This is a genomic window from Enterobacter sp. HK169 (assembly GCF_001719105.1).
GTDB classification, from domain to species: Bacteria; Pseudomonadota; Gammaproteobacteria; order Enterobacterales; family Enterobacteriaceae; genus Enterobacter; species Enterobacter asburiae_B.
Genome location: NZ_CP017087.1, coordinates 1067179 through 1079671, shown reverse-complemented (window position 1 = coordinate 1079671; position 12493 = coordinate 1067179). Strand labels below are relative to the sequence as shown.

General features: G+C 55.4%; 12 protein-coding genes. 4 read left to right on the top strand and 8 right to left on the bottom strand.

What is annotated here, in order from left to right; translation table 11 throughout:
* Nucleotides 1-49: 49 nt before the first annotated feature.
* Nucleotides 50-964 carry a muramoyltetrapeptide carboxypeptidase gene (ldcA, locus tag EnteroDNA1_RS05205; protein WP_069302990.1) on the bottom strand — a complete coding sequence of 305 codons (915 nt, stop codon included), beginning with the start codon at nucleotides 962-964 and terminating at the stop codon, nucleotides 50-52.
* Between the two features lie 107 nt (nucleotides 965-1071).
* On the opposite strand from ldcA, the gene emtA reads away from it, so the two are divergent.
* Nucleotides 1072-1683 (top strand): membrane-bound lytic murein transglycosylase EmtA, encoded by a 612-nt coding sequence (gene emtA, locus EnteroDNA1_RS05200; protein WP_069302989.1) that lies wholly within the window; start codon nucleotides 1072-1074, stop codon nucleotides 1681-1683.
* Nucleotides 1684-1720: 37 nt separating this feature from the next.
* Here the strand turns inward: emtA and ycgR are convergent, their stop codons facing one another.
* Nucleotides 1721-2452: a flagellar brake protein YcgR gene (ycgR, locus tag EnteroDNA1_RS05195; protein ID WP_023312174.1), complete on the bottom strand. Its 732-nt coding sequence runs from the start codon at nucleotides 2450-2452 to the stop codon at nucleotides 1721-1723.
* A gap of 207 nt (nucleotides 2453-2659) precedes the next feature.
* On the opposite strand from ycgR, the gene EnteroDNA1_RS05190 reads away from it, so the two are divergent.
* Both EnteroDNA1_RS05190 and EnteroDNA1_RS05185 read left to right on the top strand, forming a co-directional pair.
* Nucleotides 2660-2914, top strand: coding sequence for a GlsB/YeaQ/YmgE family stress response membrane protein (locus EnteroDNA1_RS05190; protein ID WP_008502662.1), 255 nt, complete (start codon nucleotides 2660-2662; stop codon nucleotides 2912-2914).
* A 113-nt stretch (nucleotides 2915-3027) separates the two neighbouring features.
* Entirely contained in the window at nucleotides 3028-5130 is a 2103-nt protein-coding gene (locus EnteroDNA1_RS05185) for a TonB-dependent siderophore receptor (RefSeq protein WP_032658446.1), read from the top strand.
* Between the two features lie 496 nt (nucleotides 5131-5626).
* Here the strand turns inward: EnteroDNA1_RS05185 and EnteroDNA1_RS05180 are convergent, their stop codons facing one another.
* Nucleotides 5627-7312, bottom strand: coding sequence for an alpha,alpha-trehalase (locus EnteroDNA1_RS05180; protein ID WP_033145811.1), 1686 nt, complete (start codon nucleotides 7310-7312; stop codon nucleotides 5627-5629).
* A gap of 102 nt (nucleotides 7313-7414) precedes the next feature.
* Nucleotides 7415-8371, bottom strand: coding sequence for an AraC family transcriptional regulator (locus EnteroDNA1_RS05175; protein ID WP_064672700.1), 957 nt, complete (start codon nucleotides 8369-8371; stop codon nucleotides 7415-7417).
* A 115-nt stretch (nucleotides 8372-8486) separates the two neighbouring features.
* Between EnteroDNA1_RS05175 and EnteroDNA1_RS05170 the strand changes: the two genes are divergently transcribed.
* Entirely contained in the window at nucleotides 8487-9674 is a 1188-nt protein-coding gene (locus tag EnteroDNA1_RS05170; protein ID WP_069302988.1) for an MFS transporter, read from the top strand.
* 48 nt (nucleotides 9675-9722) lie between these two features.
* Here EnteroDNA1_RS05170 and EnteroDNA1_RS05165 read toward each other — a convergent pair whose 3' ends face one another.
* The 4 genes from EnteroDNA1_RS05165 to gap form a co-directional block, all read right to left on the bottom strand.
* On the bottom strand, nucleotides 9723-10202 hold the full coding sequence (locus EnteroDNA1_RS05165; RefSeq protein WP_069302987.1) for an Hcp family type VI secretion system effector: 480 nt from the start codon (nucleotides 10200-10202) through the stop codon (nucleotides 9723-9725).
* A complete protein-coding gene (locus EnteroDNA1_RS05160; RefSeq protein WP_069302986.1) occupies nucleotides 10203-10424 on the bottom strand; it encodes a hypothetical protein in 222 nt (73 codons plus the stop codon).
* Nucleotides 10424-11128 carry a hypothetical protein gene (locus EnteroDNA1_RS05155; protein WP_069302985.1) on the bottom strand — a complete coding sequence of 235 codons (705 nt, stop codon included), beginning with the start codon at nucleotides 11126-11128 and terminating at the stop codon, nucleotides 10424-10426. Before EnteroDNA1_RS05155 ends, EnteroDNA1_RS05160 begins: the two co-directional genes overlap by 1 nt.
* 281 nt (nucleotides 11129-11409) lie before the next feature.
* Complete coding sequence (gap, locus tag EnteroDNA1_RS05150) at nucleotides 11410-12420, bottom strand: type I glyceraldehyde-3-phosphate dehydrogenase (RefSeq protein WP_069302984.1); 1011 nt, start codon at nucleotides 12418-12420, stop codon at nucleotides 11410-11412.
* Nucleotides 12421-12493: the final 73 nt, after the last annotated feature.

Here is a 12493-nt window from a genome sequence, read left to right as displayed (position 1 = left end):
CATATTAACAACGGCAACAGCGTTTTATTAAGGGGGTATAACGGCTTTTTTATGCCTTTATGACAGGATGGCCGCTGATGGTCAGCCGAGTGCCGGAATCGTTGTGGATCAGGGAGGCATGCGCCCCCAGCGCCAGGGTGACGGTTTGCTGCTCATGGCCGAAATCCAGACCGGTGATGACCGGAATATCCAGCCGCGAGCGAACGAAGTCGACCATGGTCTCCAGGGAGTAACCCGCGTCATAGTCATTCGGAGCAGAGCCGCTGAAGCTGCCCAGCACAATCGCGGACTGGCGTTCAAGAGTACCGGCATGATAAAGCTGCAAGAGCATGCGCTCGACGCGGAACGGATGTTCGTTGATATCTTCCAGCACCAGAATGCCGTCCTCGATTTTCGGCATCCACGGCGTGCCGATGAGCGAGACCAGCATCGCCAGGTTGCCGCCCCAGAGCTGGCCTTCACATTCCCAGTGCGGTCCATTGCCTTGCCACTCCACGCTGTAGGTTGAATTGCGCAGCGCGCGCCAGAAATGTTCCACGGTAAACGCATCCAGCTCCGGTGCGCCGAAGTTACCGGCCAGCATCGGACCGCTGAAGGTGATGACGTTATGCAGGGCCAGCAACCCAAGCTGGATGACGGTGAAATCGCTGTGGCCGCAGATCAGCAGCGGATCCTGCTGCTGGCGCAGCGCCAGCCCCTGCCAGTCAATGCTCTCCAGCAGCCGGCTCGCGCCATATCCGCCGCGCACCGCAAGCACAACCCGGTTTTCGCCCGTCAGGTTCACCAGACTATTGATATCATTCAGCCTCTGCCCTTCGGTACCGGCAAAACGCTGCTGGCGGCGGGGGATAATCGTCTGATTTTCTACCTGATGGCCAGATTCCAGCAAACGCTGAACGCCCCGCTGCGCCGCGTCCTGGTTAATGCAGTAGCCCGACGGCGCGATGAGATGAAACTGAGACATGGCAATTCCTTGCTGAATGAGAAACTAATTGTCTATATCATGCCGCTTATACGCTGCCTGCTTCAAGAGGCGGCGCACCGCGATGACCGGCTATAAGGATAGATGACGTGAAATTGAGATGGTTTGCTTTTTTGATTGTGTTGCTTGCTGGCTGTAGTTCAAAACATGATTATCAAAATCCGCCCTGGAACCCGCAAGTGCCGGTGAAACGGGCCATGCAGTGGATGCCGATCAGTGAGCAAGCCGGGAAGGCCTGGGGCGTCAGCCCGCGTCTCATCACGGCGATCATTGCGGTGGAGTCCGGCGGTAATCCCACGCTTGTCAGCAAGTCCAACGCGGTGGGGCTGATGCAGCTTAAAGCGTCAACGGCGGGGAGAGAGGTTTATCGCTACATGGGCTGGAGCGGCCAGCCGTCGACCAGCGAGCTGAAGAACCCGGAACGTAACATTTCAATGGGCACGGCCTATCTGAGCATTATGGAGCATGGCGTGCTGAAGGGGATTAAGGATCCAGAGGTGATGCAGTACGCGCTGGTGGTGTCTTACGTTAACGGTGCCGGCGCGTTGCTCAGAACCTTCTCCTCTGACCGCAAAGAGGCGATAGAAGAGATTAACGGCATGGACAAAGACGAATTCTTTGAACATGTGGCGAAAAATCACCCGGCACCACAGGCGCCTCGTTATATCTGGAAAGTACAGAAAGCGATGGATGCCATGTAATGCCGCAGACGGGCGGCGGTCACGCTGCCCGATTTCTTCACAGGACCTTATTTGCGCGTTCCCGCGCCTCTCGCTCCAGGGAATAGATAATACGCTGAAGCTCACGCTCCGCGCCGGGCCCGACGTTGAGGAAACGGAAGCTCAGACGCGGCGTGGTAATAGTTTCATTTTTGCTGTCCACGACGGTGCGGTCGCTGATGGCAATCAGCTGCGCATCGAAATAAAAGCGACCCCAGCCCCCCATATCCAGTTCGATTTGCGTAAACCGCATGCCCTCTACCAGCCCGTCCGGTTTCGGCGTATCCATCAGCGCGCCCATGCCGCCCAGCGACAGATCGAAGAGGCGGAAGCGGATCTCTTTTTTGTCCGGCATTTTGGCCTTACAAAAATAGGCGGGATGGAGCGGGGCGCTGATGCGGAAATATTCACGACGCTGAACAAACCAGAGATTGGTCGGAAGCGGGGTAACAAAAGCCGGCAGTCCCTGGTATTCGCTCAGTTCCAGCCGCGACAGGACAAACTCCACTTTGGCGCCCTGCGTTTCGGCCATCACCGCGATATTCTCCGCTTTCAGCGCCGCGCGGTTTTCATACTCCTGACTGCCTAAATCAATCACCAGCCGATCCTGCGAGGCGTCAAGGATCTTGCTGATGAACTGATTATTCGACCAGCTGATGCGCAGCGGCACTTCACCTTTTTGCAGGTCGCGTAATACCCCTAATACAGCCAGCGGATTTTGCTTGAGGAACTGCTCACTGTAATGACTCACGCCGGATGGCTCCTTGATTGATGACAGACTGTCTTAGCGTTATCGGCAATCTGCAATGAAACTTAATACAAACCGGTGAGTTTTTTTGCCTGTTTAACCAAAGATAAGTCGGTGAGATGAAAATGATTTTCCGGCGATGACCTATACTTAAGTTAGCTGTGCAGAAGGTTTTCTGCGCACGCGTTAAACCTGCAAGAGGGCATCGCTATGGGTATCATCGCCTGGATTATCTTTGGTCTTATTGCTGGCGCTATCGCTAAACTGATCATGCCGGGAAACGATGGCGGCGGCTTTATTCTGACCTGTGTACTCGGGGTCGTTGGTGCGGTTGTGGGCGGCTGGCTGGCGACGATGTTTGGCTTTGGAGGCAACATAAGTGGTTTCGACCTGCACAGTTTTCTGGTCGCTGTCGTGGGTGCCATTGTGGTGCTGGGCATATTCAGGTTACTGCGACGAGCATAAATTGACGTAAACGGCTCTCTGCGGAGGGCCGTTTTTTTTGCCTGAGTATTGATTTGTTAATCTAAATGATAATAATTGTCGTTCCGTATTGCATCTAACAACAAGACGACATTATGAATACCTCACGTTTTACGCTTTGCGCTCTGGCAGGGGCCGTCACGCTGGCATTGCAGGTCCCGGCGTTTGCCGAAGAATCCACCATCGTCGTCACGGGCTCAGAGCAGGGCAGCGCGCTGCCGGCCTGGACGAACAGCGCCACGAAATCGGCCGTTGCCGAAAGTAAAACGCCGCAGGTCATCACGACCCTCTCTGCGCCGGAAATTGAAAAGCGTCACGCGAATTCGGTGAATGAAATCCTGCGCTATGCCCCGGGCGTCTCAACCGAGGTGCGGGGGAATACCTCCTACATGAGCGAATATAAAATTCGTGGCTTTACCGTTGACCAGGAGTTCTACAACGGGCTGCAGCTGCCCTATAACGTCACCGGCAATACCAAAGCGCGCATCGATCCGCTGCTGATCGACAGCGTTGATATCCTGAAAGGCCCCTCATCGGTCCTTTACGGCGGCGGTTCGCCGGGCGGGCTGGTGAATATTCAAAGTAAAAAACCGCAGCGGGAAGCCCGAACCGAAATCGGCGTTAACACCGGAAACCGTAATCTGAAAGAGGGCTATCTCGATTCAACCGGGCAGATTGCCGACAGCGACTGGAACTACCGTCTGCTGGGCAAAGCCACGGAAAACGACGATCAGCCGCACACTACCCGGTATGAAAACTACCTGGTTGCGCCGTCCGTCACCTGGCAGCCCGACAGCAAAACCCGCCTCACCCTGGACGCGCTGGCGCAAAACACCCCGAGCCTGACGCCGTCTAATCCGCTGCCGCTCGCCTACCTGCGCTCGAAATATGCGGGCAAGCGCGATTACGCCGGAGATGAGTGGAGCGGGTTTAAGCAGCGTCAGTGGATGCTGGGCTACAGCTTTGAACATGAATTCGACAGCGGCTGGGGCTTTAATCAGAAAGCGCGCTATTTCGACGTCGATACCCACCAGCGCAGCGTCTACGCGACAGGGACGGGAAGCGAGGCGTATCAGCTCAACCGCTTTGCCTACACCACCGATGAAGACCTTAAGAGCTTCAACATCGACAACCAGGTGACCAAAACCGTTGCGCTGGGCGAGTGGAAACACCATCTGCTGGCCGGGTTTGACTATCAGAAGCTGAACTCCCATTTCCACTATCGCTACGCGTCGGCCACGCCGGGCATCGATATGCGGCATCCTGACTATTCGCAGATCCAGGAAAGCGCGCTGGGGCTCTATACCGCCCAGAAAAACCGTCTCAGCTACCAGCAGAACGGCTATTACTTACAGGATCAGGTAGAGTTTGGCGGCCTCAACCTGCTGGGCAGCCTGCGCTACGACGATTACCGCTCCGTTACCACCAACTACCTGCAAAACGGTGATAAAGCCTGGGTATCGCAGGATCGCGTCACCAAACGCCTGGGCGCGCTTTACGCCTTCGATAACGGGATTTCGCCGTTTATCAGCTATTCAGAAGGTTTCGCGCCGGTGTCACCGCAGGGTACGCTCGTGGCGAAAGACGTCAAACCGACTACCAGCAAACAGGTGGAAGGCGGGGTGAAATATTTGCTGGCCGACTACGCCACCACCTTTACCGCTTCGGTGTTTAACATCCGACAGAAAAATGTCGTCACCTCCGATCCGGGCTTCCTGAACTATCGTCAGACCGGGGAAGTGGAATCCAAAGGGGCAGAGCTCTCCGCCATCAGCCGTCCGACGGACAACCTGACGCTGATTGCCAACTATGCGTACACCCACGCGATCAACCGGGAAGATGACAAGTACAAAGGCAAACGTCCAACGCAGGTGCCGGAGAATGCCTTCAACCTCTGGGGGGATTACACCTTTGACAACACGCCGCTGAAAGGACTGATGCTGGGGGCTGGCGCACGCTACACCGGGCCGATGGAAATCTCTCCGGCAAACGATGCGGGTAAACTGGGCGGCACCACGCAGTACGATCTGGCGGCTTCCTACCGGATGGGTGAAATCCTGCCCTCGCTGGCAGGGCTAACGCTCAAAGCCAGCGCGCAGAACATCACCAATAAAGAGACGCTGACCTGCTACGACGCGACCAACTGCTGGATTGGACGTGACAGGACGTATCAGCTAGGGGCGAGTTATAGTTTCTGACGATCGTTTCCCTTTCCCGGTGCTGAGGGATCTCCAGTAAATTTTTAACCAGAAGCGATTTTGTTTTTTAAAGTGAAACGATTTATTCGCAGCGACGCCATGGTCCGGCTGTAAATCGCTGAGGCGTTTCCTGAAGGCCGGGGCGAGGCGCATGGATGCGCCGAGAGGGCGGGCTTTACAGGGACGTTACCTCCGCCCGTCCCCGATAAGCCGGAAGGAATAAGACGAAGGCACCGCGAAGCGGCGATTTACCGCCGGGAGCCCGGGTCGCCAGGGTGGTGGCGATTGAGCCACCCTGGCACGTTCACAGGCCATGTCGTTACAGAATAGCAAGGAACATAAAGTGAACGGAATGACCACCGCAGCCGTATGTTCCCCTCACCCTAACCCTCTCCCCAAAGGGGCGAGGGGATTGTTCGCTACTCGCATTAATTTGTGAGGATTAGAGCCAGCACGCGCAGGCCGGGTAAGGCGTAGCCGCCACCCGGCAATACCCTTACTGCGCCGCAGCTTTCACCGGCTCAGCCTCCTCATTTGCCGCAGGCTGATTCTCCGGCACGCTGTCGCACGGTTTTGCTTTCGGACAGACCCGATCCAGCATTTTCAGCGTTACGCCGTTACTCCAGCCGAAGCCGTCCTGCAGCGGATACTCGCCGCCGCCGCCGCCCGTACCGGTTGTCGACACGTCATACTTCTCGACCAGTTTCTTTTCGCGGTCGTAAGTATGCTGAACGTTCTTCAGGAAGCGCCAGGTCACGTCCATAGAGACCTTCTCCTGTCCGTAATTCTGCAGCCCTTCCGCGGCCACCCACTGCAGCGGGGCCCAGCCGTTTGGCGCATCCCACTGCTGGCCGCTATTGACGGTGGTGGTCGCAATACCGCCCGGCTTCAACAGGCGCGACGAGGTTGCCGCGGCGACTTTATCGGCCCGGTCCTGCGCCGCCGCCTTCACGTAAAGCGGGAACAGGGCTGCCGCCGTGAGCTGATTGCGTACCTTCTTGCTTTTCAGATCGTAATCCGCGTACCAGCCCTCTTTATCATTCCACAGGTGGCTCTCGATGGCTTTCTGACGCGCCGTCGCCAGCGCCTCGTATTTACTTGCGCTGGCGGCGTCGCCACTCTCCTGGCTTGCCCGCGCCAGCAGTTTTTCCATCTTGAACATCAGGGCGTTCAGGTCCACGGGGACAATGCTGGTGGTCCGGATGGTGCCGAGCTTTTGCGGATCGTCCATCCAGCGGGAGCTAAAGTCCCAGCCCGAGGCCGCAGCGGAACGCAAATCACGGTAGATCTCGGTCGCAGGCCGGTTAGGGTTACTTTTGGCGGTATTCACGTCGTCAAGCCAGGACTCCGGGCGCGGGGTATCGCGGTCGTCCCAGTAGCGGTTGAGGATAGCGCCGTCGTCCAGCTTCACCACGCGTTTGTTAGCCTGCCCCGGCTGAAGGGCGTCGACGCCGTCCATCCAGTAGGCATACTCTTTCTCCATCTGCGGACGGTACTTCTTCAGCGCATCGCTGTCGTGAGTCGCCAGCAGTTCAACCATCATTGAGAAAAACGGCGGCTGGGAGCGGCTCAGGTAATAGCTGCGGTTGCCGTTGGGAATGTGGCCGAAGGTGTCAATCTCATACGCAAAGTTATCCACCATGTCGCTGATTTTGTCCCAGTGTTCGCTCTCTGCCAGGCCCAGCATGGTGAAATAGCTGTCCCAGTAGTAGACCTCGCGGAAACGGCCGCCGGGCACAACGTAAGGTTTGGGTAACGGCAGAAGGGAATCCCATTTGTTGCTGGCTTTATCCGTGGTGCGCGTCAGCACGGGCCAGAGATCGTCGATGTGCTCACGTAAACTTTGTCCAGCAGGCGGAACATATTTTTCCCCTTCCGCAGGGAGCGTAAAGTTCATCTCGACAAAGTGGCGTAAGTCAAAGCTGGACTGCGCGTGCTGCATCCGGTAATCCGCCAGAATCATCAGCGGGTCGCTTTTGGGGACGGCATCAGCAAAGGTTTTCTGATCGGGAAACAGTTTGGCGCTTTGCACATCGTTAAACAGAGGGCCCAGCAAAATATCGGGTGAGGTTGTCTGGGCTGCGGGGCTATCATCGGCATAACCGCAAGTCGTGACGCCGAGCAGCGCGCCTCCTAACGCAAGGGGCAAGAACGCGGGGCGTAGTGTACGAGGTCTTATCATCAGTTCGTCTCCTGTCTTCACTAAACAGCGTGACCGCTGTTGTCAATCACCTGAAAACCTTAGACGAATATTGCCCGCTTCGCGTTAATAATTGCCTGCCCGTCAGACCTCTTCCGGCGTCTGGCTGGCTTCCCGCAGCGTGCCCGGCGCATGTCCAATGATGCGCTTAAACGCCCGGCTAAATGCCGCCAGAGAGCCGTACCCCAGCCGCAGCGCGACGGTTTCAATCGGCTGATTTTCGTGGCGAATGTACTGGATGGCCAGCCGCATCCTCAGCTCGCTGAGATATTTTGCCGGGGTGGTTCCCGTCGCGGCCAGAAACCGTTCGGCGAACACGGAACGGGACGTGCCCGCTTCTTTTGCCAGATCCGCCACGCTCCAGTTCAGGCCGGGCTGCTGGTGCATGGCGTAAATGGCCCGGCTCAGGCGCGGGTCGCGCAGAACCTGCACCCAGCCGGTGGCTTTACCGCAGCCGCCTTCAACCCAGCCGCGCACGATTAACGCCGCCACCACGTCGGCCAGACGCGCAAGGATCCCGGCGTACCCGGCCTGACGCGAAACGGATTCCCGCTCCATCGCCGCCAGCAGCGGGTGGATCTCCGGCCAGGTGGACATCAACCGGCTGACCATCATCACTTCCGGCATTGCCTTGATCAGCGGCTGCATCCCACCCAGCTCAAAATCCATGCACCCGCTAAAGATGATGGTGTTCTCGCTTTCCGGGCAGGGTTCGCAGGTGATGGCACACACCGAGCTGCAGATGGGCTCGCTGGGAAAGGCATTGATGGGCGTAATGGTTGCCCGCTCGTCAGAGAGCAGGGCATGGGAATTACCGCAAGGAATAAAAAGGGCATCGCCGCTGCTCAGTTCGAACGTCGCACCGCTTTCCATTCGCAGCAGGGCGCTACCGTGGCTCACAAAATGAAACTGCGCCCTACCGGGCGCCTGATGGAAGGCGACGCCAAACGGCGCGCTGGCCTGGATCCGCCGGTATTTCACACCTGACAGACGCATGCCGCGTAAAAGTTCGCTGATCAGATCGGGTGACTGTACGGTCATGGCGCAACTCCGGACGAATAATCAATAAGTGGAGATTATATGTCATAGATCGTCCAGGGTGAACCTTCTATGCTTTTGCGATAGTTGTCACATTTTTATAACGGGAGAAAAACAGATGAATTCATGTGTCGCGGCGAGCGAGGCTGTAGCGCCTGCAAAACCCGCCTGGCGGGCCGTCTATTCACTGGGGCTGGGGGTGTTTGGTTTGATTACGGCAGAATTTCTGCCCGCCAGTCTGTTAACGCCGATGGCCGCGAGCCTGGGCGTGAGTGAAGGAATGGCCGGACAGGCCGTCACCGCCACCGCGCTGGTGGCGCTGGTGACCGGACTGCTGATTACGCCGGCGACCAAAAGCATCGACCGCCGCTGGGTGCTAATGTTTTTCTCGGTCCTGCAAATTATCTCCAGCCTGCTGGTGGCCTTTGCGCCCAACCTGCACGTCCTGCTGATGGGGCGTTTGCTGCTCGGGGTAGCCATCGGGGGATTCTGGGCGATGTCGACGGCGACCACGATGCGCCTGGTTCCGGCGGATAAAGTACCGAAGGCGCTGGCGGTAATCTTCTCCAGCGTATCGATTGCCACGGTGGTCGCGGCGCCGCTCGGCAGCTATCTGGGCAGCCTGATCGGCTGGCGCAACGTCTTTGTGCTCTGCATTCTGCCGAGCATGCTGGCGCTGCTGTGGCAACTCTGGGTCCTGCCGTCCATGAAGCCCGAGAGCAGCGGCAGCCTGAGTACGCTGTTCCGCGTGCTGCGTCGTCCGGGGATGATCGGCGGCATGCTGGCGACCATCCTGATTTTCAGCGGCCATTTCGCCTTCTTTACCTACCTGCGCCCGTTCCTGGAAACGGTGGGGCAGGCGAGCGTGGAGACCATTTCGCTGATCCTGCTGGGCTTTGGGCTGGCCAACTTTGTCGGCACCTCCGTTGCCGGGCATCTGCTGGCGCGTAATCTGCGCCTGACGCTGGCGCTGGTGCCGTTCGCCATGGGCGTTCTCGCGCTCACCATGGTGGCGTTTGGTCATCTGGCGATGCTGGACGGGTTCCTGGTCGCGCTGTGGGGCTTTGCATTTGGTCTGGTTCCGGTGGGCTGGTCAACCTGGCTTGCCACTACCGTTCCGGATGAAGCCGAAAGTGCAGGCGGGCTGCTGGTGGCCTCAATTCAACTGGCGATAAGTGCCGGTGCGGCCGGGGGCGGCGCGGTATTTGACCTCAACGGCGCCAGCGGCGTATTCGCCGGAAGCGGGCTTCTGCTGGTAACGGCGATGGTGATTGTGCTTATGGGCGTGAAAGTGAAAGCAGAGTGAGCCTTTTCCCTCTCCTTGGGGAGAGGGACATAACGGTTGTTCATTGTTCTATGCTGTTGCTCTTTCATTCCAGGTGTCTTTAAACATGATATTCCCGTCGCAATATTTCCATTCAATCGATTCATAGCGAAGTTCGACTTCTTCCATATGCGCACTTGCGATACCGAGCGGGTGCAATACTGGCGAGATCCTGGTTATTTTGAAGTTTTCCAGAGTGATATTGAAGTATTCGCGCTCAATACCGGCGTCATCAATTTTATACATTTTGATTAATGCCGTTTTGAAGGTTTTACCTGTACATACGGCACGAAAAAGATGGGGTGTGATGCGATCTATTTCTTTTTCAAAGGTAATGGGAACATGAAGGCGCGTTCCTGTCAGTTTTCCCGTGTTGGAACTGGTCGGGATCCAGACGGAGTGATTAAACGATTTGAATTCGGTAGAGCCCAATCTTGTAGGCATTAAACACTCGCCTGAAACGGGCGCGTTATTTTCATCAGTAAACCATATATGTGCTGGCGTAGACATTTATTGATCCTTTGTTTTGTAACGAAATGCAATGAAGTACACAACTAATACAATAATCCCAACGATTCGTAGTGCAATTTTTTCGTTTTCTATAAAACTTACTACGACAGCACCGAGAATGATGGCGAATATTCCAGTGCCATACCAAAAAAAATCATCCAGAATGTCTTGTAAGAAACTTTTTAAAAATTGTTTCAAAAATGCTTTTATCGATTGCCACATTATCGCATCATTCTATTCAGCGCATCAGCAATTTCGCTATCGGATGCAGTGTTTAAGTTAAGATAACCGGCTTTCATTATCACCGGTTCAATAAGGAAATACATCATTTCCAGCTTTTCAACATACAGCGCATGGTAAAATAACGGCTGAAATTTTTTAAGTGTATTTGCGCTGTCTGCCGCATGCTGAACTATAGCGTAAAGGTTTAATACGGTAATTACACCTCCTGTGCTCAAACCAACCTTTCTCATAAATGCACTTTTTACGGCCGCGTTCATTTTATTACCATAACAGATGTATGACGTGACGGCATAAATCAAACCGCTCTTAGATACTTGCTTTACTGAATAGTTTGTTGTAAATGGTATTAATTTTTCGAGAATAATTTTTCTTTGAATAATGGATCTGTTCTGAAGCATCGTTTCAATATAAATCCTTACCATTCTAAAAATTACATCTCTATGCTTAACAAGCTCGGCGACTCCTGCTAAAAACCTCAAATCTTCCGAACCCAATTTTTTACAGACATCCTGATAATTATCAGTGAAGCAAGAGGTATAATAAAGCAAGCGTGTGGTCGCATCGCCAAGATTATTTAAATATTCGATGGCACCGTCCTTTACTCCCGCGACGGCGCGATCGAGCCTTAATGCAAGATCTTTATCGGATCCAATTCTTTCTATAATTTCCTTGCTGTAATACATAATATGGCCCTGTTGTGTGCAGGGTGTATCATGGTCTACGCTATCGTCTAAGGACAGTGATCGGACTCGCACTTTTAAACGTAAAGTAAAGAATAAACATTAACCTATTTTCTAAGTTAATTGGTGCGTTTTCATAATTGATGCGATGAATTAGAAAGGGTTAAATAAACTTGAGATTATTGAGAATTATATATTCAGCGAGGAATGGGGAGATATTACTGGATGATGACATAATTTGTAGGCCGGGTAAGCGCAAGCGCCACCCGGCATCACGGTAAGACTTACAGTCCTTTCTTATCCATCCACTCCGCCAGATCCACCAGACGGTTTGAGAAGCCCCACTCGTTGTCGTACCACGCCAGGATCTTCACCATGTTCCCGCCAATCACCAGCGTGGAAAGCCCGTCGATAATCGAGGAGCGTGGGTCGCCCTGGTAATCGCTGGAGACCAGCGGTTCATCGCTATAGCCCAGAATGCCTTTCAGAGGCCCGCTGGCGGCCGCGTTGCGGAACGCGTCATTCACCTCTTCGGCGGTTACGTTACGGCTCAGCGTTACCGTTAAATCCACAATCGACACCACCGGCACCGGCACGCGCAGGGAGTACCCGGTCAGTTTGCCGTCCAGAGAGGGGATCACTTTCCCCAGCGCTTTTGCCGCGCCGCTGGAGTAAGGCACAATCGACAGCGCCGCCGCGCGCGCGCCGCGCAGATCTTTCTCCGGCTGATCGTGCAGCGCCTGGCTGTTGGTGTAGGCGTGCGTGGTATTCATCAGGCCATGCTCAATCCCGAACTGCTGATGCAGGACCTGAGCGGCCGGTGCCAGACCGTTCGTGGTGCAGCTCCCGTTACTCACCACCGCGTGACGGGCGGGATCGTACTGCTCGTGATTAACCCCCATCACAATCGTCAGGTCGTCGTTCTTCCCGGGGGCGGAAATGATGACGCGCTTAGCGCCGCCGTGGGTGATATGCACCGCCGCTTTTTCCCGCTCGGTAAAGAAGCCGGTGGCCTCAATCACCACGTCAACGCCGACGTCACGCCACGGGATATTCGCCGGATCGCGTTCGCTAAATACGGCGATCCGCTGCCCGTCTACCTGCAGCGCGCCGTCTGCCGCTTCAACCGGGGCGGGAAGCTTGCCCAGAAGGGAATCATGTTTCAGCAGGTGGGCGAGGGTTTTACTGTCCGTCAGATCGTTAATGGCCACAATCTGCAGATCCGGGTTACCCAGCGCCGCGCGCAGGAAATTACGTCCGATACGGCCGAAACCGTTAATACCGACCTTAACCATGGTGCACTCCTTATCTCTGTTGTCTGGAGTCACTGTAGGCGTCGGGCCGGTTGGCGTAAACGACAAAAAAGGA